At 59.7% G+C, this 22,919-nt stretch carries 24 protein-coding genes and 1 other RNA gene; 6 read left to right on the top strand and 19 right to left on the bottom strand.

The window, feature by feature from the left end:
- Positions 1 to 75 precede the first annotated feature (75 nt).
- Complete coding sequence (locus tag ACWJKU_RS17435; protein ID WP_454144338.1) at positions 76 to 477, top strand: hypothetical protein; 402 nt, start codon at positions 76 to 78, stop codon at positions 475 to 477.
- A gap of 13 nt (positions 478 to 490) precedes the next feature.
- Here ACWJKU_RS17435 and ubiH read toward each other — a convergent pair whose 3' ends face one another.
- From ubiH to ACWJKU_RS17420, 3 genes are read right to left on the bottom strand one after another with little or no spacing between them, the layout of a single operon-like run.
- Positions 491 to 1,681: a 2-octaprenyl-6-methoxyphenyl hydroxylase gene (gene ubiH, locus ACWJKU_RS17430; RefSeq protein WP_454144336.1), complete on the bottom strand. Its 1,191-nt coding sequence runs from the start codon at positions 1,679 to 1,681 to the stop codon at positions 491 to 493.
- Entirely contained in the window at positions 1,678 to 2,994 is a 1,317-nt protein-coding gene (pepP, locus tag ACWJKU_RS17425; protein ID WP_454144334.1) for a Xaa-Pro aminopeptidase, read from the bottom strand. The genes ubiH and pepP overlap by 4 nt, the downstream gene beginning before the upstream one ends.
- 13 nt (positions 2,995 to 3,007) lie before the next feature.
- A complete protein-coding gene (locus tag ACWJKU_RS17420; RefSeq protein ID WP_454144332.1) occupies positions 3,008 to 3,544 on the bottom strand; it encodes a UPF0149 family protein in 537 nt (178 codons plus the stop codon).
- Between the two features lie 327 nt (positions 3,545 to 3,871).
- Here ACWJKU_RS17420 and ACWJKU_RS17415 point away from each other — a divergent pair, with 327 nt between their 5' ends.
- The 4 genes from ACWJKU_RS17415 (at position 3,872) to ACWJKU_RS17400 (ending at position 5,559) form a co-directional block, all read left to right on the top strand.
- Positions 3,872 to 4,171 (top strand): cell division protein ZapA, encoded by a 300-nt coding sequence (locus ACWJKU_RS17415; protein WP_454144330.1) that lies wholly within the window; start codon positions 3,872 to 3,874, stop codon positions 4,169 to 4,171.
- 61 nt (positions 4,172 to 4,232) lie between these two features.
- A non-coding RNA gene (gene ssrS, locus ACWJKU_RS17410) (6S RNA) lies at positions 4,233 to 4,418 on the top strand.
- 77 nt (positions 4,419 to 4,495) lie between these two features.
- Positions 4,496 to 5,104, top strand: a complete 609-nt coding sequence (locus tag ACWJKU_RS17405) for a 5-formyltetrahydrofolate cyclo-ligase (protein WP_454144328.1) — start codon at positions 4,496 to 4,498, stop codon at positions 5,102 to 5,104.
- Positions 5,101 to 5,559, top strand: coding sequence for an EVE domain-containing protein (locus ACWJKU_RS17400; protein WP_454144326.1), 459 nt, complete (start codon positions 5,101 to 5,103; stop codon positions 5,557 to 5,559). Before ACWJKU_RS17405 ends, ACWJKU_RS17400 begins: the two co-directional genes overlap by 4 nt.
- Before the next feature lies 1 nt (position 5,560).
- Here the strand turns inward: ACWJKU_RS17400 and ilvA are convergent, their stop codons facing one another.
- Entirely contained in the window at positions 5,561 to 7,090 is a 1,530-nt protein-coding gene (gene ilvA, locus ACWJKU_RS17395; RefSeq protein ID WP_454144324.1) for a threonine ammonia-lyase, biosynthetic, read from the bottom strand.
- A gap of 121 nt (positions 7,091 to 7,211) precedes the next feature.
- On the opposite strand from ilvA, the gene rpiA reads away from it, so the two are divergent.
- A complete protein-coding gene (rpiA, locus tag ACWJKU_RS17390; RefSeq protein ID WP_454144322.1) occupies positions 7,212 to 7,868 on the top strand; it encodes a ribose-5-phosphate isomerase RpiA in 657 nt (218 codons plus the stop codon).
- 49 nt (positions 7,869 to 7,917) lie between these two features.
- Here rpiA and ACWJKU_RS17385 read toward each other — a convergent pair whose 3' ends face one another.
- The 15 genes from ACWJKU_RS17385 to ACWJKU_RS17315 all read right to left on the bottom strand — a co-directional run bounded on the left by ACWJKU_RS17385 (position 7,918) and on the right by ACWJKU_RS17315 (position 22,847).
- Positions 7,918 to 8,913, bottom strand: a complete 996-nt coding sequence (locus tag ACWJKU_RS17385; RefSeq protein WP_454144320.1) for a zinc-dependent alcohol dehydrogenase family protein — start codon at positions 8,911 to 8,913, stop codon at positions 7,918 to 7,920.
- Positions 8,914 to 8,956: 43 nt separating this feature from the next.
- Positions 8,957 to 9,484: a C40 family peptidase gene (locus ACWJKU_RS17380; RefSeq protein ID WP_454144318.1), complete on the bottom strand. Its 528-nt coding sequence runs from the start codon at positions 9,482 to 9,484 to the stop codon at positions 8,957 to 8,959.
- 98 nt (positions 9,485 to 9,582) lie between these two features.
- Positions 9,583 to 10,797 (bottom strand): carboxynorspermidine decarboxylase, encoded by a 1,215-nt coding sequence (locus ACWJKU_RS17375; RefSeq protein WP_454144316.1) that lies wholly within the window; start codon positions 10,795 to 10,797, stop codon positions 9,583 to 9,585.
- 13 nt (positions 10,798 to 10,810) lie between these two features.
- On the bottom strand, positions 10,811 to 11,794 hold the full coding sequence (gene lipA / locus ACWJKU_RS17370) for a lipoyl synthase (RefSeq protein WP_454148182.1): 984 nt from the start codon (positions 11,792 to 11,794) through the stop codon (positions 10,811 to 10,813).
- Positions 11,778 to 12,428 (bottom strand): lipoyl(octanoyl) transferase LipB, encoded by a 651-nt coding sequence (lipB, locus tag ACWJKU_RS17365; protein WP_454144314.1) that lies wholly within the window; start codon positions 12,426 to 12,428, stop codon positions 11,778 to 11,780. Before lipB ends, lipA begins: the two co-directional genes overlap by 17 nt.
- Before the next feature lie 11 nt (positions 12,429 to 12,439).
- Positions 12,440 to 13,882, bottom strand: coding sequence for a magnesium transporter (gene mgtE, locus ACWJKU_RS17360; protein WP_454144313.1), 1,443 nt, complete (start codon positions 13,880 to 13,882; stop codon positions 12,440 to 12,442).
- Positions 13,883 to 14,015: 133 nt separating this feature from the next.
- Positions 14,016 to 14,279, bottom strand: coding sequence for a YbeD family protein (locus tag ACWJKU_RS17355; RefSeq protein WP_454144311.1), 264 nt, complete (start codon positions 14,277 to 14,279; stop codon positions 14,016 to 14,018).
- The gene (locus ACWJKU_RS17350; RefSeq protein WP_454144309.1) at positions 14,276 to 15,124 is read right to left on the bottom strand and encodes a D-amino acid aminotransferase; all 849 of its coding nucleotides are present in this window, start codon (positions 15,122 to 15,124) and stop codon (positions 14,276 to 14,278) included. Before ACWJKU_RS17350 ends, ACWJKU_RS17355 begins: the two co-directional genes overlap by 4 nt.
- Before the next feature lie 18 nt (positions 15,125 to 15,142).
- Positions 15,143 to 16,288 (bottom strand): D-alanyl-D-alanine carboxypeptidase family protein, encoded by a 1,146-nt coding sequence (locus ACWJKU_RS17345; RefSeq protein WP_454144307.1) that lies wholly within the window; start codon positions 16,286 to 16,288, stop codon positions 15,143 to 15,145.
- Positions 16,289 to 16,387: 99 nt separating this feature from the next.
- Positions 16,388 to 17,386, bottom strand: coding sequence for a lytic murein transglycosylase B (gene mltB, locus ACWJKU_RS17340; protein ID WP_454144305.1), 999 nt, complete (start codon positions 17,384 to 17,386; stop codon positions 16,388 to 16,390).
- 2 nt (positions 17,387 to 17,388) lie between these two features.
- The gene (rodA, locus tag ACWJKU_RS17335) at positions 17,389 to 18,522 is read right to left on the bottom strand and encodes a rod shape-determining protein RodA (RefSeq protein WP_454144303.1); all 1,134 of its coding nucleotides are present in this window, start codon (positions 18,520 to 18,522) and stop codon (positions 17,389 to 17,391) included.
- Positions 18,519 to 20,363 (bottom strand): penicillin-binding protein 2, encoded by a 1,845-nt coding sequence (gene mrdA / locus ACWJKU_RS17330; protein ID WP_454144301.1) that lies wholly within the window; start codon positions 20,361 to 20,363, stop codon positions 18,519 to 18,521. Before mrdA ends, rodA begins: the two co-directional genes overlap by 4 nt.
- A gap of 27 nt (positions 20,364 to 20,390) precedes the next feature.
- The gene (gene mreD / locus ACWJKU_RS17325) at positions 20,391 to 20,885 is read right to left on the bottom strand and encodes a rod shape-determining protein MreD (protein ID WP_454144299.1); all 495 of its coding nucleotides are present in this window, start codon (positions 20,883 to 20,885) and stop codon (positions 20,391 to 20,393) included.
- The gene (gene mreC, locus ACWJKU_RS17320) at positions 20,872 to 21,747 is read right to left on the bottom strand and encodes a rod shape-determining protein MreC (protein WP_454148181.1); all 876 of its coding nucleotides are present in this window, start codon (positions 21,745 to 21,747) and stop codon (positions 20,872 to 20,874) included. The genes mreD and mreC overlap by 14 nt, the downstream gene beginning before the upstream one ends.
- A gap of 53 nt (positions 21,748 to 21,800) precedes the next feature.
- On the bottom strand, positions 21,801 to 22,847 hold the full coding sequence (locus ACWJKU_RS17315) for a rod shape-determining protein (protein ID WP_454144297.1): 1,047 nt from the start codon (positions 22,845 to 22,847) through the stop codon (positions 21,801 to 21,803).
- Positions 22,848 to 22,919: the final 72 nt, after the last annotated feature.

Genomic DNA, 22,919 nt, shown 5'->3' with positions numbered 1-22,919 from the left:
GCCCACAATTTCATGTCGGGATTCAAATCTTTGCCGAGCGCTTATTATTACCCCCCCTAATTACCGGACACCCCTATGATTCGAATTCGGATTTTCAAAGCCGTGAGCGGGCTTGCCTGCTGTCTCGCGCTCGCAGCGTGCGCCAATGATCTGGGATTGATGAAAATGGAGGAGACGCTGAACAACTACGGCTCGGCTATCCGATGGGGCCTGTTTCAGAAAGCCTGGGATTTTCAGGCTGACAAGCAGAAACCGGCACCTGATTTCGATGCCTTGAAAAACATAAAGGTCACCGCCTACGATTCGGTGTTCCGGAGCGAGCAGGATGAGGGAAAAGCCGTGCTGCAAACCGTCGAGATCCGCTACATCGATAATCAGGATCTCGTGGAACGAAGCCTGACCGACGAGCAAAAATGGCGTTTCGATGTCGAGAAAAAGCGATGGCTATTGGAAAGCCCCTTTCCGCAATTCAAATAGCCTGACGAAGCGTTCAGAATCTAACGCCGTAACCCATGGCGTGGCGCGCCAGCAAGCGCTTTCCCGGCGGGAAGCAATCCAAGGCGATCAGGGCGGCGTTCCGCGCCAGGGCGAGGGGCGGAAAATCGGTGCAGAACGCTCGTATCAGGCCATCGGTGAAATGGACGGTGCGGGTCAGATCTTTCTGTCGCGCCCGGACGTAACGATCGAGGAATGCCTTTTCGCCGATATCCTCGTTGAACGCCAGTTCGGCGGACAAGCGTTCCGCCAGGAGTGCCGCATCGCGGAGCCCCAGATTGAAGCCTTGGCCTGCAACCGGATGGAGTTGATGCATCGCGTTGCCGATCAACAGGACGCGCTCGTCCGCCATTTTCTCCGCGCGGATCAGCTTGAGCGGAAAACCCTGCCGGCGCGAGGCCAATTTGATTTTTCCCAGCCAATAGCCGAATGCCGCCTGTAGATTGGCGGTGAATTCCGGTTCGGACTCGCTCAGGAGTTCGGCGGCGTCTTCGTTCCCGAGCGTCCAGACCACCGAGCATTTGTTGCGCTCCAAAGGCAGGAAGGCCAACGGGCCCGAGGCGGTGAAGCGCTCGTATGCCGTGAAATTCACGTCCGCCTCCGTGGCGACTTCGGTCACGATAGCCGTTTGTCCGTAATCGCGAACATCTTGTTCTATCCCCAATAGCCTTCTCACGGTGGAATTGCCGCCATCGGCGGCAACGACCAGAGCGGCCGTGAGATTGATGCACTCGTCGCCTTTCTTGAGGGTGACGCACGCTCCGTCCCGCCCTGCTTTGAGTCCGATGACCCGTGCCGGGCACAAAAGCTCCGCATCGCGCTTGCAGAGTTCCTGAGCGATACGATCTTCCAGCGTCCGGGCGACGATCACCTGGCCCAGCGCGTCGACGCTTTTTTCGGCGGCGCGCAGCCGGGTTTTTCCGAAATGGCCGCGGTCGGAGACGTGTATGTGCCGGATGGGCATGGCTTTGACCGCGACGTCTTGCCATATCCCGAGCCGGTCGAGAATCTGGACCGTGCTGCGGGCCAAGGCCAGGGCGCGATCGCCGGCCGTCAACGCCTGTCTTTGGGATTCGGTCAGCGCTTCGACCACTCCGATGCGGAGCGGCGCGTCGCGCAAGGCCAGGGCGAGGCTGCCTCCGACCAGTCCGCCGCCGACGATCAACAGATCGAAATCGTGATTCATTCGGAACCCGCCATGAACGATTCAATTTCCGCTACCGTTTTAGGCAGCCCGGCCGTGAGGATTTCAGGGCCCTCTTTGGTCACCAAGACATCGTCTTCGATCCGGATGCCGATGCCGCGCCATCTGGGGTCCACGTCGTGGCAATCGGGCGCGACATAGAGCCCCGGTTCGACCGTCAATACCATGCCGGGTTCCAGCACGCGCCATTCGCCGTCGATCCGGTATTCCCCGACATCGTGCACGTCCATGCCCAGCCAGTGGCCGGTCCGATGCATGTAGAACCGCTTGTAGGCTTCGTCCTTGATCAGCTTCGACACTCGCCCCTCCAGCAATCCCAGCTTGACCAGCCCTTTGGTCAGGGTGTGAACGGCGGCGTCGTGGGGATCGTTCCAGCGATTGCCCGGACGTACCTGCTCGATGGCATCGAGCTGGGCCTCCAGGACCAATTCGTACAGGAGGCGCTGGCTTTCGCCGAAGGTTCCGCTGATGGGAAAGGTTCGGGTGATGTCGGCGGCATAGCTTTCATGCTCCGCCCCGGCATCGATCAACAGAAGGTCGCCGTCCTCGAGTTCGTCTTTATTTTCGGTGTAATGGAGCACGCATGCGTTATGCCCGCCGGCGACGATGCAAGGGTAGGCCGGCGCCCGCATGCCGTGCCGGGTGAATTCATGGAGCAGTTCGGCTTCGATTTCGTATTCGTGCTTTCCTGGCGCGCAGGCGCGCATCGCGCGTTTGTGAGCGAGCACGGAAACCTCGGCGGCCTTCCGTATCAAATGGATTTCGTGCGGCGATTTGATCAGCCGCTGCTCGTGCAGCAGATGTTCCAGCGACACGAACTCGAACGGGGCGCGGACGCCGGTGCGGACCCGCCCGCGCACGCTGTTGACCGCGGCCGATACCCGATGATCGAGCGCCGGATCGTGTCCGATGGGGAAGTAAACCCGCTCGCGATTTTCCAAAAGGCCGGGCAGAACTTTGTCGAGTTCGCCGATGGGGAAGGCTTCGTCGGCTCCGTACGTGTCCCGGGCGCCTTCGAGTCCGGCATGGTTTCCGGTCCAGATGGCCTTGTCCCGGTCGAATTCGCGGCAAAATAAGACGTACTCTCCCTGCTTTCGTCCGGGAGCGAAGACGGCCACCGCTTCCGGCTCGTCGAAACCGGTCAGGTAATGAAAATCGCTGTCTTGGCGATAGGGATATTCCACGTCGCGGTTGCGCACGCTCGCGGGCGCGCTGGCGATCAGGGCCACGCTCTTTTTCTTGATGCGGCGCATCAGTTGTTTGCGGCGTTGTTTGAATTCGCTCGGGTGAAGCATGGGGATGTCGATGTCAATGAAGTCGCGTGGGCGCTTGTTGTTGCAACTCGGCGCGAATCACCTGTATGCCTACTCGGACATATTCCGCGATCTCGGTGTAAGCCGCTTCGTCCGATTCTCCGACGGAATCCGGATTAAGGCGGGAAATCTCCAGGATGTCATGCAGGACTTCGGTGCTCTCTCCCGACCATTCGGCGCCGTCCGATCGGTAGCCGAGGCCGTACAGGAAACCCTGACACCATTCTCCCAGGGCATTGGCGCGCTCGCTCAAGGGAAGCTCATCGTCCGGCAGCAGCAGTTCGAACGAAAAGTCGAAATCGTCCAGTTGATGGCGAGTCGTCTCGCACAGCGCCGAAAGCACGGCGCGCTCGTCCGAGTCGAGGCGGCTCCTGCTTTCGCCGAAAATGGCCTCCAGCCATTGATCGCAATCGGCTTGACCGTTCAGGCACAGCAGGCCGGACAGCACGCCGTGCGCTTCGGCGGCGCTGGCCACCGAAGCGCTGTTCAGGACGATCTCCTGGACGTCCTGATAGGATAGATCTTGGTTCATTCCAGCCTTGTAGACCCTACTTTAATTCTTTATGCTAACACTTCGAATAGCCGGATCAAAAGCCAGTACCGACGTTTGACCTTATCTCTCAAGGCTCCAAAATCATGATAGCGGATATGCTTGATTTGGACGCCGAGCTTCAGACGATTGGAAAGCAAAATCGACTCGCAGCCCGCCGCGTACGAGCGGTTGCGCGACGAAGATCAGGTGCTGACGTCCACGTAAAACGAATGGATGCGAGAGCGGGCGCAACTATCCGATAAAAGAGATGGCGAAAAGCCGCGTCGAAGCGATGATTTCCCGCCTGAAATCCATGGGACACGAGTCATGAGCGAAATGAATCCGCCGATTAAAGTTCAGATTCTCGGCAAGGAATATCCGATTTCCTGCCCCGAAGACCAGCAGCACGATCTCCTGATTGCTGCGCGTTATTTGGATGAAAAAATGCGTCAGATACGGGGTACCGGTCGGGTGATCGGCGCCGAACGCATCGCCGTCATGGCCGCCCTGAATATCGCTCACGAGCTTTTGCAGGCTCAGCGGCAGAATAAAATATTGTCGCAGGATTTGCGGGGGCACTTTTCGCCGCTGCACGAGAATTTGGACGAAGCCTTGGATGCGGATTGAATCCGTTTCGGGACCGATACGTATTGCATCGATTCGTCGACCTAGTAAAATTTGATTTACGTATTCCCTGCGGCGTACGAAGGCAGCTGGGTTACTTCTTGAGCCTAATCTAAAACCCCGGGAGCCATCGAACGGGCGATGTGCGCAAGTCCGCTCCGAGCGGAAAGCCTGATTCGCCGTTCTTACGTTCCCACCTGAACCTTCCGGTTCAAGGGCGAAAGCGGTTTACGGCGCAGGCGGGGAATACTTCCACTCCGGTTCGTCTTTCCGAATAACGTCTTCTGGGCGAGCACCCGCTCGCCGGCATCAGACCGATCTACCCGAATGAATCTTCCGGCCGATATCCGGCGCCAGAGTCGAAATCGCCGGCAAAACCTGTCGCCAGCGCTGGCCCGGGAAAAAAGCCTCCGTATTGCGGAACGCTGCACGGCCATGCCGATCCTCGGACTCAGCCAGCGCATCGGGGCTTATCTCGGCAACGATGGCGAGGTCGAGACTCAAGCCATCATCGAAAGCTTGTGGGCGTGCGGTAAAGCGTGCTATCTGCCCATCCTCCGCTCATCGCCCGGGCGTTCGCTGTGGTTCGGGCGTTACGCGCCGGGAACGGTATTGATTCCGAACAGATTCCGCATTCCCGAGCCCTCGATCGGAGACGATACGGTCGATGAACCGTGGGCATTGGATCTGGTGCTCGTTCCTTTGGTGGCCTTCGATCTTTGCGGCAATCGCATCGGAATGGGCGGCGGTTATTACGATCGCACCTTCGCTTATCTCAAGGACGGCAGTAAGCCGCGCTCGCCGATTCTCATCGGGCTGGCCTTCGAATGCCAGAAATGGGACCGGATACCGGCGGAGGCTTGGGACGTGCCGCTGGACGGCGTGATCACCGAAGAGGCTTTTTACACGTTTACTCAGATTGCGGAATCTTTATGAACTTTTGGTTGATGAAATCCGAACCTTCGGAGTTCAGCATCGACGACCTGGAAAAACGGCCTCATCAGACCGAGCATTGGGATGGCGTGCGCAACTATCAGGCGCGAAACATGATGCGCGATCAGATGAAACTGGGGGATTTGGCGTTTTTTTACCATTCCAATTGCGATACGCCCGGCATCGTCGGCATTGCGAAGATCGTGCGCGAAGCCTATCCGGATTTCACCGCGTTCGACGTCGACAACAAGCATCACGATCCCGGCAGCACGCCGGCCGATCCCCGTTGGTTCATGGTGGATGTGCAGTTCCTCCGCAAGCTCAAGCGGACGATCGCCTTAAACGAGCTGAAGGAGCGGCCGGAGCTCGACGGGCTGGCGCTCGTTCGGCGCGGCAACCGGCTGTCCGTGATGCCGGTTACCGAAGCGCAATGGGCTTTTATCCTCTCTCTGGAGTAATTCAGGCCTTTGCGTTGCCGCCGGCGAACAGTTTATAGGCGGGATTGCTCGTCTCTTCTTGATACGCGAAGCCGATAACGTCCAGAAATTCGTGGAAGGCGCGGCGTTCCGCCTTCGGCACCTGGATTCCCATCAGCACCCGCCCGAATGCGGCGCCGTGGTTCCGGTAGTGGAACAGGCTGATGTTCCAGCGCCCGCCCATGAAGGACAGGAATTTCAAAAGCGCGCCGGGCCGTTCGGGGAATTCGAAACTGTACACGATTTCGTCCAGCAGGCGCGGTGCGTGGCCGCCCACCATGTAGCGGATGTGTTCCACCGCCAGCTCGTTGCCGGTCATGTCGGTGACCGCGAAGCCGTGCTCGCGCAGTTGCGCGGTTAGTTCCTTGCGGTCCCGGCTGCCGTCGGCGATCGCGACGCCCGCGAAGATATGCGCGGCATCGTCGTCGAAATAGCGGTAGTTGAATTCGGTAATGCTGCGCCGGCCCAGAACGCGGCAAAACTCGAGAAAGCTGCCGGGTTTTTCCGGGATCGTCACGGCCAGCAGCATTTCCTGGCGTTCGCCGACCTGGGCGCGTTCCGCCACGTGGCGCAACCGGTCGAAATTGATGTTGGCGCCGCTTTCGATGGCGATCAGGCACTGATCCCGCACGCTGGTCATCGACGCATATTTCTTCAAACCCGCCACGCCCAAAGCTCCCGCCGGTTCGGCGACCGAGCGGGTGTCGTCGAAGATGTCTTTGATGGCCGCGCAGATTTCATCCGTGTCGACGGTAACGACCTCGTCCACGTATTGATGCGCGACGTGGAACGGTTCCTTGCCGATTTGCCGGACGGCGACGCCGTCGGCGAACAGTCCGACCTGTTTCAGGATGACCCGGCGCCTCGACTTCAGCGCCCGGTTCAGGCAATCCGAATCGTCCGGCTCGACGCCGATGATCTTGGTTTCCGGCCGAACGAACTTCACGTAAGCCGCTATACCCGCGATCAATCCTCCACCGCCCACCGGGACGAAGATGGCATGAATGTCGCCCGTGTGCTGCCTCAGGATTTCCATGCCGATGGTGCCTTGGCCGGCGATGACCTCGGGGTCGTCGTAGGGGTGGACGAAGGTCAGTTTTTGCTCTTGGGCGAGGCCCAAAGCGTGCTCGTACGCTTCGTCGTACGAATCGCCGAACAGTACGGTTTCCCCGCCGAAGCTCTGTACCGCCCGCACCTTGATGGCCGGCGTGGTGCACGGCATCACGATGACCGCCCGGATGCCGAGCCGCCGCGCCGAGAGGGCGACGCCCTGGGCGTGGTTGCCGGCCGAGGCGGCGATCACGCCGGCCCGTTTCGCCGCTTCGTCCAATGAAACGATCTTGTTGTAAGCGCCGCGCAGCTTGAAGGAAAAGACCGGCTGAAGGTCCTCGCGCTTGATGTAGACCGAGTTGCCGAAGCGGCGCGTCAGGCCCGGTGCGAAGTCTAGCGGCGTTTCCGAAGCAACGTCGTAAACCCGGGCGCGCAAAATGCGCTCGATATACTTGTGAATCATTTTTTATCTAAAGAGATGCGAGTGGGAAATACGGCCGCCATCGCTGCGAAGCATGACAGCGCCGGCACGATCACGCTATTATCCCGCAAATTTCGAGTAGCCACATGATGGAGCGACGAAAATGACGCAAGACGAGCTTAAAAAGAAAGTGGCGGAAGCCGCTCTCGATTACGTGAAAGGCGTTTCGGTGCTGGGCATCGGCACCGGATCGACGGTCAACCATTTCATCGATTTGCTGGCCGATCTCAAACAGGGCATCGAGGGCGCGGTATCGAGTTCCGAGATGAGCACCGCCAAACTCAAGAAGCTGGGCATCCCGGTTTTGGATCTGAATGCCGTGGGATCGCTGGACGTTTACGTGGACGGTGCCGACGAGGTCAATGCTCACAAACAGATGCTCAAGGGCGGCGGCGGGGCGTTGACGCGCGAAAAAATCATCGCGGCGGCCAGCCGCAAGTTCGTCTGCATCGTCGACGAGACCAAATACGTGGACGTCCTCGGCAAGTTTCCGCTGCCCGTGGAAGTCATCCCGATGGCGCGGAGCTATGTGGCGCGCGAGCTCGTGAAGCTGGGCGGCCAGCCGCAATGGCGCGAGAACTATATCACCGACAACGGCAATCAGATTCTCGACGTGCACAATCTGAACATCCTGAATCCGGTAGAGATGGAGCAGGAGATCAACAACATTCCCGGTGTCGTGACCGTCGGCCTTTTTGCGCTGCGTGGCGCGGACATCGTTCTTCTCGGCAGCGAGAGCGGTGTCAGAAAGCTGGACTAGCGTTTCTGTTCGGCGGGTTACGGCTGGCGCCTAACCCGCCCCGCGGCATCTACGATATCTTCAAGACGATTTTCCCCGTAGCGTGTCCGGTTTCGATCAGGGCATGGGCGGCGGCGGCTTTCTCCAGCGGCAAAATCTGGCTGACGTGAATGTCCAGGACGCCTCGATCGATCCATTCGCCGCATTGCTGCAGAATTTCCACATGATGGTCGCGTGCCTCGTGCAGATTGCGCAGCATCGGGGTCAGCATCAGTTCGAAGCCGATGCGTAGATTGCGCATCCGCGCCTCCTGCAAAGAGATTTCGCCCGGGTCCAGCAGTGTGACCAGATCGCCGAAATGGGCGGTGCAGCCGATGCTGTGCTTGAACACGTCGGGGCCGACGGTGTCGATCACCAGGTCCGCGCCTTCTCCGTCGGTCAATTCGTTTACGCGCTGCGCGAAATCTTCCCGCCGGTAGTCGATCGTCGCATCCGCGCCCCATTTTCTGGCGAGTTCGGCTTTTTCCGCCGAGCCGACGGTGGCGAGCACCCGCGCATCGCGAAGCTTGGCCAATTGGACCGCCACATGGCCGACCCCGCCCGCCGCGGCATGAATCAGCACGGTCTGGCCGGCCTGCAGCCGTCCGCGGTCGTAAAGGGCACCCCAGGCGGTAATCAAGACCAGGGGAGCCGCGGCGGCGTGCTCGAAATCGAGCGATTGCGGCATGGCAGCGGCCCAGCGTTCGTCCAACACGGTGTATTCGGCATAATTGCCCTGGTCGCCGCCCAGTCCGCCGTTGCAGAACCAGACCCGGTCGCCGATGTTGAATCGGCTCACCGAGCCGCCGATTTCGACCACTTCCCCGGCACCGTCGCAACCGAGCACGGCCGGGAGAGCGTTTTCGTAGAAAAGGCCGCTTCGCCGTATCTTGGTGTCGACCGGGTTGACGCCGGCCGCCCTGAGTCGGACTTTGATTTGATCGGGCTCGGTAATGGCGGGTTCATCGATATTCCGCAGCTCAAGCAGATCCGGCAATCCCGGTTGCGTCATCAAGATGGCTTTCATGGCTTTTCTACCTTAGTGATGATGAAGTTCATGATCTTCGGCCTTAGCGGCGGCTAACAAAGCCGTCCGGGAGATTCGGTCTTCGGACGCCCAAAAAGCGTTCCAGCCAGTAAGGCCGTCCAAGGCTGGAGACGATCACTTTGCCCTTGACGCTGCTGGAATGCACGAACGTATCGTTACCGATGTAAATTCCGACGTGAGAGAACGGTTGTCCGGTCGTATTGAAAAAGACCAGGTCGCCGGGCTGTCTGTTCCGGCTGTTGACAGGGGGAGTCGCGCTAGCCATTTGATGGGCGGTCCGCGGCAGCCGGACGCCGTATCTTTCGTACACGTGCTTCACGAAACCGCTGCAATCGAATCCGTTCCGCGGCGATTCCGCGCCGTAGCGATAAGGCGCCCCTTGCAAGCTCAGGGCGTAACGCACCACCGCCGCATTCGAATCCTGATGATGGACCGTACGCTTGATTTCGCGCGTTCCGGCGCACCCGGCGAGCAAGGCCGAGACGGCGGCAAGCGCGAGCAGTTGCGACATGACGGGTTTGCGGAAGGCTCGATGAATAGCCGACCCCATGCGTTGGCTCCGGGTGTTTGACGGAATTTTCGATGCTCGCGATGGAGGCGGCGGTCGAGGCCCTTTTGGAAAGCGCCGCATCTTCGCTTTCTTTAAATTTAATCGCGGCGGTACTCGGCGGCAAGGTCGGATTCGGAGGCGGTCCATTGCTTCCGGTAATCCTCGTAGCCGAAATGCTTCATCGGTTTGATGCGGCCTTGCCGATCAGATACGAAAATCGCGGGCAAATCGTAGCCGTTGAAGCGGTTCGCCTTGATCAGGCTGTAAGCTCCGATTCCTGGAAATACCAGCCGGTCGCCGATGCTCAACGGTTCCAGGAAGCGATATTCGCCGAAGATGTCCCCGGCCAGGCAGGTGCTGCCGGCGAGCAGGCATTCGAACGCCCCCTCGGAGCGGTGTTCCGCAAGCGGCGGGACTTTCTGATATTCGAAAACCTCCGGGAGATGGTTTACGCCGGTATCCAGGACGGCGACGGTTTTGCCGTCCCGCTCGAATCGGTCGACGACGCTCGCGACGAGATAGCCCGCGCGCCCGACGATGGCCTTGCCCGGTTCGAAATAAACCTCGATGTCGTGCCGCCGTTTCAATACGCCGGCCAAGCCGGATAATCCTTCCAGGTCATCGGCGTTTTCGAAGAGATAGCCGCCGCCCAGATTGATCCATTCGAGCCTGGCCATCAGCCCGCCGAGCAGGCTTTCGATCCGGTCGAGGTTCGCTTGCAACGGCGCGAAGGAGCGCGATTCGAACGCCGTATGGAAATGGAGTCCGGCGATGCGGCCTTGCAGGGACGGATCCCGCTCCAGAGCTCGGGCCAATGTTTCGGCGGGAACGCCCAGTTTCGAGTGCGGCCGGCAAGGATCGTAGCGGCCGTCGCCGAGGAACGAAAGTTGGGGATTGATGCGAAGACCGGTACTCGCACGTCCCGCCGCGCGCGGTCCGAGCCGTTCGAGTTGTTCCAGAGAATTGAAGCTGATGAAGTCGCAGCGTGCGGCGATTTCTTCGATTTCGTTTGCTCTGAGGCCCGGAGTCGTGATGTGCAGCGAGCCCTTCCGGCGCGGACGATGGCCGCCCGTTTCGACGATTTCGGAAGCCAGGCGGGCTTCGAACAGCGAGCTGACCGAAAAACCGTCGGCCCGGGACAGAATCAGGCGCAGCGCCTCGGCGAACGGAAAGGCCTTGACCGAGTACAAGACGCGCAACCCGCAGGCGCGGCGCACTCGATCCAGCAAGTCGAGCGCGTGCACGATCCGCGCTTCGTCATAGACGAACGCCGGGGTCTCCGGCAGGAGATGCTTGAGTCGCTCGATATTCAAGATGCGGCTGCGGCTAGCGATCGTGCAGCAGCGTGGACGCTTGCAGATCGGCGTGATAGGACGAGCGCACCATCGGCGCGCTGGCGACCGCGGAGAAGCCGAGGTTCCGGCCGATCTCGGCGAGGTGTTCGAATTCCTCGGGCGTCGCGTAGCGGATCACCGGCAAATGGTCGCGGCTCGGTTGCAGATATTGGCCGATGGTCAGCATGTCGCAACCGTGTTCGCGCAAATCTGCCATGACGTCTTTCACTTCTTCGAGGGTTTCGCCGAGGCCCAGCATCAATCCCGACTTGGTCGGAACGTCAGGGTGAAGTTGCTTGAAGCGGGCCAGCAAATCGAGGGACGTGCGGTAATCCGCGCCGGGCCGTGCTTGCCGGTAGAGGCGCGGCACGGTTTCGAGATTGTGGTTGAACACGTCGGGTGGCGTTCGCGCCAGTTGTTCGAGCGCGGCATCGGTGCGGCCGCGGAAGTCCGGCACCAGGATTTCGATCTTGATGTCTTCGTTCTGGCGGCGGACGGCCTGGATGCAGGCGGCGAAATGGCCGGCGCCGCCGTCGCGGAGATCGTCCCGGTCCACCGAGGTGATGACGACGTAGCGGAGTTCTAGCTGCCGAACGACCTGGGCGAGATGTTCCGGCTCGTTCGGGTCGGGCTCCGAAGGGCGGCCGTGGGCGACGTCGCAGAACGGGCAGCGGCGGGTGCAGATGTCGCCCAGGATCATGAACGTGGCCGTGCCGTGGCCGAAGCATTCGGACAGATTCGGGCAAGCGGCCTCTTCGCAGACCGTATGGAGATTTTGTTCGCGCAGGATTCGCTTGATCCGGTCGATACTCTCGCCGCTCGCCGCCTTGACGCGTATCCAGGCGGGCTTGCGCAAAGGAGACTCGGTCGGAACCACTTTGATCGGGATGCGCTTCAGCTTGTCGGCCTTGCGCTGATGGGTGTCGGGGCTCAGCCTGGAGGGCGCCTGGTAGGCGTTTTTATCGGTCACGGGCAGGGATCACTCGTTCGTAGTTCAAGGTTTGCATGAGTTCGACGGTCAACGGCGCCGCCGCCTCGTGGGGCTGGACGGCGACGCCGAGCGCGGCGAGGCTGGTGACTTCAAGCCCTGCGTAGCCGCACGGATTGATGGCCGAAAACGGCGACAAATCCGGATTCACGTTAAGGCTGAGCCCATGATAACTGCACCCTTTGCGCACGCGAAGACCGAGCGAGGCGATTTTGCGCCCGTCCACGTAGACGCCGGGCGCATCCTGTCGCGCCTGGGCGGTGATTCCGTATTGCCTGAGCAGGCCGATCGCCGCGTTTTCCAAGGCGCTGACCAGTCGTCTGACGCCCAGATTTTTCCGCCGCAGATCGACCAATACATAAGCAATCAATTGGCCAGGGCCGTGATGGGTGATTTGCCCGCCGCGATCGGTTTTGACCACGGGAATCTCCGTCGCCCGAATCATGTGCCGGAGATCGCCGTTCAGTCCCAGGGTATAGACCGGATGATGCTCCAGCAGCCACAGCTCGTCGGGCGTGCGTTCGTCCCGCTGTTCGGTGAACCGTTGCATGGCGCGCCAGGTGGTTTCGTATCCGGTAAGGCCCAGATCGCGCAGGCACAGGGTTTTTGCGGTATCGCTCATGGCCGCGGCCGTCATAGAAGAACGAGGGTGGCTAATCCGAGAAAGATGAAAAAACCCATGCCGTCGGTCATGGCGGTCAGCAGCACGCTGGTGCCGACCGCGGGATCGAGCCCCAGCCTGTCGCGCACCAGGGGAACGGCGATGCCCATGATCGCCGCCACCAGCAGATTGAGCAAGGTGGCGCCCATCATGACCAGTCCCAGATCGATATCTCGATAAAGCAAATAGGCGATCAATCCCAGCACCGAGCCCCACACGGTCCCGTTGAGAAAGCCGATGGCCAGCTCCTTGACGATCAGCTGTTTCACGTTCGAGGAATTGATCAAGCCGAGCGCGATGGAGCGGACGATCATCATGCTGGTCTGATTGCCGGTGTTGCCGCCGATGCCGGCGACGATGGGCATGAGCGAGGCCAGTGCGACGACCTTGACGATAGTGTCCTCGAAAATGCCGATCACCCGGGTGCTGATGAACGCCGTTACCAGGTTGATCGCCAGCCAGAGCCAGCGGTTTCGGGCGCTTTTCCAGACGCCGGAGAAAATGTCTTCTTCTTCCAGCAAGCCGGCTTGAGACAGCATGTCTTCATCGGATTTCCGGCGAATGTAATCGACGATGGCGTCCACGCCGATACGGCCTTGCAGCCTGCCTTCGCGGTCCACTACCGGAGCGGACAGAAGATCGTAGCGTTCGAACGCCCGTGCCGCTTCCTCGGCATCGTCGTCGAGACGGAAGGAAACCACGTCCTTGCCCATGATCTCTGCGACCGGCTTGTCCGGGTTGGTGGTGAGCAACCGTTTCAGCGGCAGCACGCCCTTCAGCACGTTGCGCTCGTCGACGACGAACAGCTTGTCGGTGTGCTCGGGCAGGTCGCCGCGGCGCCTGAGGTAGCGCAGCACCACGCCCAGGCTGATGTCCTCCCGTATCGTGACCATGCCGAAGTCCATTAGAGCGGCCACGGTATCTTCCTCGTACGACAGCACCGATTGCAGACGCTTTCGATTCTGATCGTTGAGATTTTCCAGAAGTTCCTGCAAGACTTCTTCCGGCAAATCCGGCGCGAGATCGGCGATTTCGTCCGTTTCGAGCTGTCCCGTGGCCGACAGCAATTCTTCGGTGTCCATGTCCGAAATGAGCGTTTCGCGGACCGCATCGGACACGTCGAGCAAGATCTGCCCGTCGAGCTCGGATTTGACCAAATTCCAGACGATGAGCCGCTGTTCCAGAGGCAGCGCTTCCAGGATATAGGCGATATCCGCCGCATGGAGTTGATCGAGCTTGTGTTTCAGCGCTGCCTGATAGCGCTTGTGCAGCAGGGTTTCCACGAGTTCGTGGCGCGGCATCGGGCGCTGCTGGAGAATGGTCTCCTCGAGCTTCTGCTTGTTGAGGAGCGTGATGACCTCTTCCAGATGGTGCTTGAGTGTTTCTTCAGGTGGGGGGAGAGTCGGTTCGGCCATGAAACGCTCGGTCGGTGCTGCTCGGCGGGTTCGGAAGAATGATGCGGGATGCGTGGAATCGACCGGATCGGTTATCTCATAAGGCGGGTTCCTCTTGAATGTACGCTATCATTCGGAGCGGATTCTCGGACGTTCACAGCGCCATGATGATATCGCTGCAGCGGGTGAGATCCTGATAAATGGCGTCGAGCTGCGCCTTGCTCTCGGCCCGTATGGTCACCGTGACCGCCGTGAATTTGCCCCCTTGGCTGGGGCGAACGGTCACCGCGTCTTCAGCCAAGTCCGGAGCGTGGCGGCGCACGATGCCGGCGACCAGGCCGTCGAACTCCGGCCGGCTGTGACCGAACGCCTTGATCGGGAAGTCGCAGGGAAACTGGAGTAGCGTTTCGGTCGTCATGTCATGCGCAACCTGTGTTTGTAGGCTTGATAAACGGCTTGCATTTGCGGCCAAAGCGGTCCGGGTTCGCCCCTGCCGACCGCCACGCCGTCGAGTTCGATGACCGGGAGAATCTCCCGCGTCGAGCTGGTCAGCCAGATTTCCGGGGCACGCTTCAGATCATCCAGCTGGATGCGGCGTTCGACCGCGGGTACCCCGTTTTCACGAGCCAGTTCCAGAACCAGATCGCGGGTAATTCCCGGTAACAGATCGCTGCCCTTGGGCGGGGTAGTCAAGACGCCGTCGATCACCGCAAAAACATTGCTCGCAGCGCCTTCGGTGATCCAGCCGTCGCGGACCAAAATGGCTTCGGCGGCGCCCCGGTCCACCGCCTCTTGTCTCAGCAACACGTTGGCGAGCAGCGTGATGGCTTTGATGTGGCACCACTGCCAGCGGATATCGTCCAGGGTGACGGCGCGCACCCCGTCGACCGGGATGGGCGTGATGGCCGAGCACATGACGAATACCGTGGGTCGGACGTCCGCGGGAATGGCATGATCCCGTTTGGGTGCGGCTCCGCGCGTGACCTGTAGATAAATGTATTGGTCGTGCTCGCCGGTGATGAGCCGGTCGAAAATTTCCGCCCACCGGTCGTCGGACAGCGGGTTCGTCATGCGGATGCCGCGCAGGCTGCTATCCAGCCGGCGCAGGTGTTCATCCAGCCGGAACGGCCGTCCGCCATAGACGGGAACGACTTCATAAACGCCGTCGCCGAACAGAAAGCCGCGATCCAGGACGGATACCTTGGCCTCGTTCAACGGTAAGTAGTCCCCGTTCAAATAAACGAGGCCGTCATGTTGTGCCATCTAAGCCGTTTCCTCGGATTATTTGAAGAACAATTGGGCTTGGTCGATCGTTCGACGGAAAAATCCGCCCTGGTTCACGGTCTTCAGTGCCACCAGATCTTGTTGGCCGACGGTTTGGTCGTTGAACGTGACTTTCACCGTGCCGAGCTTGTCGCCTTGTTTGACCGGGGCGGTTACCGTGGGATTGATCTCTATGCCGGCTTTCAGATTTTGGTACTGGCCGCGCGGGAACGTGACATAGAAATCGCGATTGATGCCTAAACCCAATTCGGTGTCCTCGCCTTTCCACACGCGCGTTTCGGACAATTTTTCGTTGGCTTTGTAGATTTGCCGGGTTTCGAAGAAACGGTAGCCGTAATTGAGCAGCGCCTGATTGGCATTGGCCCGGTCGTTATCGCTCTTGGTGCCCAAAACCACGGAAATCAACCTCATGCCGTCGCGTACCGACGATGCCACCAGGCAGAATCCGGCGCCTTGGGTATGCCCCGTTTTCACGCCGTCCACGGTCGGATCGCGCCACAGCAGGCGGTTGCGGTTGTGCTGCTTGATGCCGTTGAATTCGAGTTCCTTGATGGCGTGCCATTTGTAGTACTCGGGGAACTCCTCGATCATGGCGCGGGTGAGAGTGACCAGATCGCGCGCCGTCGTGTAATGCTCGGGGTCCGGCAAGCCCATGCTGTTCTTGTAATGGGTGTTTTTCATGCCCAGCCGTTCGGCGTTCTGATTCATCATCTGGGCGAACACGGCCTCATCGCCGGCGACATGCTCGGCCAGGGCCACGCTGGCATCGTTTCCGGACTGAACGATCATACCCTTGAGCAGCATTTCGACCGGAATCTGGGCGCCGACCTGGGCGAACATGCGCGAACCCTCGGTACGCCAGGCTTTTTCGCTCACCGTGACCATGTCGTCCAGCTTCAGATGGCCCGCGGCCAATTCCCGGAACACCACGTAGGCGGTCATGATTTTGGTCAGACTGGCGGGTTCGAGGCGTTCATCCGCGTTGCTCCCGGCGAGCACGCGTCCGCTGTTGAAATCCTCCATGATGTACGCCTTCGCTCCGACTTCGGGCGGCGCCGGTATCAAGACCTGATCGGCCAGGCCGAGACGATAAAATCCGAGTAAGACAAAAAGAAAAAGCAAGCTGGATAATTTTGTTTTCACGGCTTTCTGCTTTCGGTCGGGTTGAAAAACGGCGTCGCATTGTAACATGCGGGCAGGGCGTGCCGGGGCACCGCGAGCGGCGGCGGGAGCGAGCCCGGCTCAGGAAGAGCCATTGGCGCTACGGCGAGCGATCAACTGGCGGCTCAGCTCGTGGGCGGCCATCGCGTACAGCGGACTATGGTTGTAGCGGGTGATGACGTAAAAGTTGTTGAGTCCCAGCCAGTAGGCGGGACCGGTTTCGTCATCGAGTTTCACCAATGCGGCTTTGGCGTTGTTCGGTAGGGATGCGTCGGCGTTCACGCCGAGCGACAGCCATTCCCGCAGGGTGCGGGTCGGTTTGAGGCTGGTGCTTGCCAGCCGCTCGTGCGCGGCGCCCCGCACCGTGGCGGGGAAGGCTACCGGCTCGCCCGACTGCCATCCGTGGACGGCGAAATAACGCGCGACGCTGGCAATGGCGTCGGCCGGATTGTTCCAAATATCGCGCCGCTGGTCGCCGTCTCCATCGGCCGCATATTTTCGATAGCTGCTCGGCATGAACTGCGGCATGCCCATGGCGCCCGCATAGGAGCCCGTCGGACGGGTGGGGTCCATGCTCTCTTCCCGGCATAACACCAGAAACTCCTCCAGTTCGCGCCGGAAAAAGTCGGCCCGCCTCGGATAGGCGAAGGCCAGGGTGGAGAGCGCGTCGATGACGCGGTACTTGCCGGGAGATTGGCCATATGCCGTTTCGATCCCGATGATGGCGACGATGATTTCGGCGGGGACGCCGTATTCTCGAGCGGTCGCGGCCAGAGCGTCGATGTTTTTACTCCAGAAGTCGACTCCGTTCCGAATCCGCGTTTCGGTGAGAAATAGCTTGCGGTAGGCGTGCCAGGGCTTGGCTTCGTACGGCTTGGCCATGGCTTCGAGAATTTTGTCCTGGATCGCGACGCCCCGGAAGACGTTGTTGAGGTCAGGGACGTTGAAGCGATGTTTGCGGCTCATGTCCCGGATGAACGTTTGCACGTCCGGGCGCTCCGTCAGATTTTCCGCGGCCTTTCCGGGTAAGGGAAAGCTGCAAAGAGAAACGGCAAACAGAACGAGGGGCAGGAATCTCATGATCATCCGTTCGGCAGGAGTTTGCGATGGGTCTGGACGGACATAAGCATACCGAAGCCGGTCAGCAGGGTCACCATGGACGTGCCGCCATAGCTGATCAAGGGCAGTGGCACTCCCACCACGGGAAGAATGCCGATGACCATGCCGATGTTGACGAACACGTATACGAAAAAAGTCAGCGTCAAAGCCCCGGCCAGAAGCCGGCTGTAATTGTCCTGAGCCTGGACCACGATGTAAAAACAACGCCCGAGCACGAAAAGATAGAGTCCCAACAGGCCCAGGCAGCCAACCAGCCCGAATTCTTCGGCGAGTACCGCAAAAATGAAATCGGTGGAGCGTTCCGGCAGAAATTCCAGATGGGCCTGAGTGCCGTGCAGCCATCCCTTGCCGTAAATGCCGCCGGAGCCGATGGCGATCTTGGATTGGATAATGTGGTAGCCGCGTCCCAAGGGGTCTCCTTCCGGGTTCAGGAAAGTCAAGACCCGGTCGCGCTGATAATCGCGCATGAAGTGCCAGGCTACCGGCAGCAAGCTTCCGCCCACAACGCCGAGGCCGAGCATATAACGCCACGGGATTCCGGCCAGAAACACCACCGCCGAGCCCGCGCTGGCGACCAATACGGCGGTGCCGAGGTCCGGTTGCTTGGCGATCAGCAGCGTGGGGATCAGCAGCAGCGGACCGGCAATGAGTAGGTGCTTCAGGCGGGGCGGCGTGTGCCCGGACAAATACCAGGCCATCATCATGGGGGTGGACAGCTTGGTCAATTCGGAAGGCTGGAAGCGTATAACCCCGAGGTCCAGCCAGCGTTGGGCGCCCATGCTGATTTTGCCGATCGCTAGAACGGCCGCCAGAAGCAGTATTCCGAGCAAGTACAGGGCCGGACTATAAAACTTGAGGTGGCGCGGGTGAATTTGAGCGATGGCGATCATTATGGTCATGGCTAGTCCCAGGCGCGCCGCCTGGCGCAGGAGCACGTTCAGATCTTGCCCGCCGGAGCTGTAAAGGATGATGAAGGCGAGCGCGCATAGCCCCCCCAGTCCGGCCAGCAGCGGCAAGTCGATATGGAGTTTTTGCAGCGGTGACGTGCGCTGCGGCGGGGTGATCCGAAGTTGAGCGAGTATGGGATCGATGTTCATGGATTTTCCAGCAGATACTGATCCATCACGGCGCGAGCGATAGGGGCGGCGACGGAGCCGCCGTGTCCGCCGTTTTCCGCGAGGACGGCGACGGCGATGCGGGGATTGTCCGCCGGTGCGAAGGCTATGAACCAGGCATGGTCGCGCATCGTTTTGCTGATCTTCAGGTTTTTGTATTCTTGGTCCTGCCGTACGGTGAACACCTGGGCGGTTCCGGTTTTGCCGGCGACCGTATAGGAAAGGCCGGGCGCTATTCCTTTGGCCGTTCCGCGCTGGCTGTGGACGACATCGACCATGGCGTCGATGACCGTTCGCCAATCTTCGGGCTTGAGATCGGCGACCGTTTCATCCCCGTTTCTGGGGTAGGGATTCTGGACTTCGTATGCGGCCTTCATGGTGTCCACTACGCGCGGTTCCACGTTTCGTCCGCGATTGGCGAGTATCGCCGTGGCCCGCGCCAGCTGAATCGGCGTCACTTGAACATAGCCCTGCCCGATGCCCGCAATGAGCGTCTCGCCGGGATACCAAACCTGTTTACGCTTTTTTTTCTTCCATTCCCGCGAGGGGAACAAGCCCGATTTTTCACCTTGCAGATCGATCCCGGTACGCTTGCCGAAACCGAATTGCTGCATGAACTCTTGCATCTGATCGATGCCGAGATGGTGCGCGAGATCATAGAAAAAAACATCGCACGATTGAATGATGGCCGATTTGAGATCCACGGATCCGTGCCCTTGCTTGCGCCAGTCCCGGTATTTGTGTTCTGCGTTTGGCAAGCGGTAATAGCCGGGGCAGAAAACTCGCCGCCCCGGAGCCGAATCCATGAGTTTCAAGCCGGCCAGGCCCATGAACGGCTTGACCGTGGAGCCGGGCGGGTACACGCCCCGCAAGGCTCGGTCGTACAGCGGGCGTTCCGGCGCGTTCTGAAGAACATCGTATTCTTCTTTGCGGATGCCGTGAATAAACGGGTTGGGATCGAACCCCGGCTTGCTGACCAACGCCAATACTTTGCCCGTAGAGGGATCCAGGGCTACGACCGAGCCGTTGAATTCTCCCAGGGCATCGAAGGCGGTTTTTTGCAATCGAATATCGAGAGAAAGGTAAAGATCGGCTCCGGCCACGGGATCGGTGGTGCTCAGTATCTGAATGGCGCGGCCCTGGACATTGGTTTCGTATTCCTCGTACCCGGTTTTGCCGTGCAATACGGATTCGTAGGCTTTTTCGACGCCGCTCTTCCCGATATGGTAAGTCCCGCGATATTGGGCGGGGTCCAGCGATCGAAGTTCGGCCTCGTTGATGCGCGCTACGTAGCCCACCACATGTGCGGTCAAATAGCCGTAAGGATAGCTGCGCATGAACCGGGTCCGGATTTCGACGCCGGGAAAATAGGGCATTTTGACGGCGAAGCGGGCGATTTCTTCCTCCGTCAACTCCAGGCGTAACGGCACGCTCTCGAAGCTTTTGCGCTGGCTTTTCTGTGTCTTGAAGCGGTTGACATCTTCGTCGCTCAGATTCAGCAGTTTTTTGAGTTCGGCCAAGGTGGCATTCAGATCCGCAACCTGTTCCGGAATGACTTCCAGGCTGTAGGTAGCCGTATTGTCCGCCAGGACCTCGCCGTTGCGGTCGAAGATCAGGCCGCGGGAAGGCGCCAAGGGAGATATCTTGACCTGGTTGTCTCGGGATAAGGTCGTGTAATGCTCGTGCCCCATCACCTGAAGATAAACCAGGCGAATTATGAGTCCCGCAGTGGCCGCCAGCATGAACAATACGCTGGCGGCGATGCGGTTGAGAAACAAGCGGTTCTCGTAAAACTTGTTTTTGAATTCGAAGGGGCGGCTCATGGCGATCGTTTACCGCATGGCCGGAAGTTAGAAGATGCTGAAGTGGCGTCTGATCCGCCGTAGCGCTATCAGTACCGCCGGCCAAAACAGCGCGCCGGTAAAGGATGGCAGCCAATAGGCCCAGTTTAAGGTATTCATGTTTTTGATGTTCTGCGTCCAGAGGACTATGAGCTGGCTTGTCAGCAGAAGCATGAGTATCCAAAGGGATTGCTGAGGCAGCGGGTAAAGGCGCAGACGACGATACAGCCGAAGGCCGACATAGGCGATGACCGAATAAGCCAGCGCGTGCTGGCCCAGCATGCGGCCGGTCAAGGCGTCGACGAAAAGCCCGGTGATCCAGGCCGTGCCTACGCCCGCGCGCTCCGGTATCGCCATGGTCCAGTAAATCAAAAACAAGGCGGTCCAGTCAGGATTGAAATTGAGCAGTTCGTGGGGCAAGGGAAGGATTCGCAAAGCCATGGCGAATACCAGGCTCAGCGGCACCACCAACAGTCCGGCCGAGGACGATTTAACGGTCGCCATTAGTGCGCGGAGCGTCCGAATTATAAGTTTGACCGGCAGGCGGGCGTGGGGTGGATTGAGAGTCGCTCCATACCAGCAGCAATTCCCGATTACGGTCCAGTTGGGCTACCGGCGCAGCGGATATTTTCGCAAAAGCCGTTTTTTGCGGTGCGACGGCGGTCACGGTGGCCACCGGATAGCCATGGGGAAAGACGCCGCCGAGTCCGGAAGTCACGAGGAGATCGCCGACCTGAATATCGGCGTTGCTGGAGAGATAAGGCAACGCCAGGCGGTCGGTTTGCCCGGTGCCCAGCGCTATGGTGCGAAGACCGTTCCGATTGACCTGCACCGGGATGGCGTGGTTCGGGTCGGTAATCAGCATCACTTCGGCGCTATAGGGCGAGACCCGCAGCACCTGTCCCACCACGCCATTCGCATCGAACACGGGTTGCCCGGCATGAACGCCGAACCGAGTCCCCTTGTTGACGAGGACGATATGTTCGTAGGGAACCAGATTGACGGACAGCAATTCGGCAATCGAGACGTGCTCGCCGACTTTGAAAGAGGTGTCCAAAAGTCCGCGCAGCCGGATGTTTTCTTGCTCCAAGGCGGCAAATTTGAGCAGTTTCGTCTTGAGTAGAAGCTGCTCTTCCCTGAGTTTCTGGTTTTCCGCAACCAGGCCGGCGTATGTGGATACGGATTCTATGACGTGTTGCCCGAAGCGTATGGGCGAGCTAACCATTTGCTGCAAAGGATAAACTGCTGAAGCGAAAGGCGCTCGCACGACTTGGAAGGCGTCGTGTTGCTCGGCGGCAAGCAGCACCAGAGCGGCCGCCGCGCACAGCAGCAGTCGGATATTGAGTGAATAGCCTCGCGAGAACAGCCGTTTGATGTCCTAATCCTCTCAAAATGACGCAAGCCGACTGCCTGTCGGCTTCATTCCAGTGAGAATGCAGCCGCGCCAATTTCGTCCAGCAGTTCCAATACTCGTCCACCGCCGCGGGCGACGCAGGTCATCGGATCTTCGGCGATGAATACGGGAAGTCCGGTTTCTTCGGCGATCAGACGGTCCATGTCTTTGAGCAATGCGCCCCCGCCGGTCAAAACGATGCCCCGGTCCGCAACGTCGGCGCCGAGTTCGGGCGGAGTTTGCTCCAGCGCCACCTTCACGGCGCCGATGATGCCCTGCAACGGCTCCTGAAGCGCTTCGAGGATTTCGTTGCTGTTCAGGACGAAGCTGCGAGGCACGCCTTCCGCGAGATTGCGGCCCTTGACCTCGATTTCCTTGATTTCGCTTCCCGGATACGCGGTTCCGATTTCATACTTGATCCGTTCGGCAGTGGCTTCTCCGATCAGTGTTCCATAATTGCGGCGTACATAATTCATGATGGCCTCATCCATGCGGTCGCCGCCGATGCGCACCGATGCGGAGTAGACGATGCCGTTCAGCGAGATCACCGCCACTTCGGACGTTCCGCCGCCAACGTCCAGGACCATCGAGCCGCGCGCCTCGTGCACGGGCAATCCGGCGCCGATGGCCGCCGCCATGGGTTCTTCGATGAGATAGACTTCCCGCGCCCCGGCCCCGGCCGCTGATTCCTTGATGGCGCGCCGCTCTACTTGGGTGGAGCCGCACGGCACGCAGATCAAAACCCTGGGGCTCGGCCGGAAAAGCTTGTTCTTGTGTACTTTGTGGATGAAGTACTGGAGCATTTTCTCGGTGACGGTAAAGTCGGCGATCACCCCGTCCTTGAGAGGACGGATAGCGGTGATGTTGCCGGGCGTCCGCCCCAGCATCGATTTTGCGGCCGAACCGACGGCCGCGATGGATTTTTGTCCTCGGGTACGATCCTCGCGGATAGCCACCACCGATGGTTCGTTCACCACGATGCCTTGGCCACGGATGTAGATCAAGGTGTTTGCGGTGCCAAGGTCGATGGACAGGTCGTTAGAGAAGAATCCTCGGAGGTGTCTGAAGAACATAGGCATGAAGTCCTTGTAAATGCCATAATTTTACAACGGGTCGGCCAAAGCGACAAAAGCGATATATTGGGT

This window comes from Methylocaldum sp. MU1018 (assembly GCF_053646775.1).
The sequence above is the reverse complement of the archived record's forward strand: the minus strand, read 5'-3'. Positions and strand labels throughout refer to the sequence as shown.

Excerpts from the sequence above, each read along its gene's own strand:
- ACWJKU_RS17385 (WP_454144320.1), bottom strand. The coding sequence starts at position 8,913 with ATGAAAGCCATCTTGATGACGCAACCGGGATTGCCGGATCTGCTTGAG.
- ACWJKU_RS17350 (WP_454144309.1), bottom strand. The coding sequence starts at position 15,124 with ATGGCACAACATGACGGCCTCGTTTATTTGAACGGGGACTACTTACCG.
- ACWJKU_RS17380 (WP_454144318.1), bottom strand. The coding sequence starts at position 9,484 with ATGGGGTCGGCTATTCATCGAGCCTTCCGCAAACCCGTCATGTCGCAA.
- ACWJKU_RS17435 (WP_454144338.1), top strand. The coding sequence starts at position 76 with ATGATTCGAATTCGGATTTTCAAAGCCGTGAGCGGGCTTGCCTGCTGT.
- mreD (WP_454144299.1), bottom strand. The coding sequence starts at position 20,885 with ATGGCGACCGTTAAATCGTCCTCGGCCGGACTGTTGGTGGTGCCGCTG.
- ACWJKU_RS17415 (WP_454144330.1), top strand. The coding sequence starts at position 3,872 with ATGAGCGAAATGAATCCGCCGATTAAAGTTCAGATTCTCGGCAAGGAA.
- lipB (WP_454144314.1), bottom strand. The coding sequence starts at position 12,428 with ATGAGCGATACCGCAAAAACCCTGTGCCTGCGCGATCTGGGCCTTACC.
- ubiH (WP_454144336.1), bottom strand. The coding sequence starts at position 1,681 with ATGAATCACGATTTCGATCTGTTGATCGTCGGCGGCGGACTGGTCGGA.
- ilvA (WP_454144324.1), bottom strand. The coding sequence starts at position 7,090 with ATGATTCACAAGTATATCGAGCGCATTTTGCGCGCCCGGGTTTACGAC.
- ACWJKU_RS17315 (WP_454144297.1), bottom strand. The coding sequence starts at position 22,847 with ATGTTCTTCAGACACCTCCGAGGATTCTTCTCTAACGACCTGTCCATC.
- ACWJKU_RS17405 (WP_454144328.1), top strand. The coding sequence starts at position 4,496 with ATGAATCTTCCGGCCGATATCCGGCGCCAGAGTCGAAATCGCCGGCAA.
- mrdA (WP_454144301.1), bottom strand. The coding sequence starts at position 20,363 with ATGAGCCGCCCCTTCGAATTCAAAAACAAGTTTTACGAGAACCGCTTG.
- ACWJKU_RS17355 (WP_454144311.1), bottom strand. The coding sequence starts at position 14,279 with ATGACGACCGAAACGCTACTCCAGTTTCCCTGCGACTTCCCGATCAAG.
- mgtE (WP_454144313.1), bottom strand. The coding sequence starts at position 13,882 with ATGGCCGAACCGACTCTCCCCCCACCTGAAGAAACACTCAAGCACCAT.
- pepP (WP_454144334.1), bottom strand. The coding sequence starts at position 2,994 with ATGCTTCACCCGAGCGAATTCAAACAACGCCGCAAACAACTGATGCGC.
- rpiA (WP_454144322.1), top strand. The coding sequence starts at position 7,212 with ATGACGCAAGACGAGCTTAAAAAGAAAGTGGCGGAAGCCGCTCTCGAT.
- ACWJKU_RS17400 (WP_454144326.1), top strand. The coding sequence starts at position 5,101 with ATGAACTTTTGGTTGATGAAATCCGAACCTTCGGAGTTCAGCATCGAC.
- ACWJKU_RS17420 (WP_454144332.1), bottom strand. The coding sequence starts at position 3,544 with ATGAACCAAGATCTATCCTATCAGGACGTCCAGGAGATCGTCCTGAAC.
- mltB (WP_454144305.1), bottom strand. The coding sequence starts at position 17,386 with ATGAGATTCCTGCCCCTCGTTCTGTTTGCCGTTTCTCTTTGCAGCTTT.
- rodA (WP_454144303.1), bottom strand. The coding sequence starts at position 18,522 with ATGAACATCGATCCCATACTCGCTCAACTTCGGATCACCCCGCCGCAG.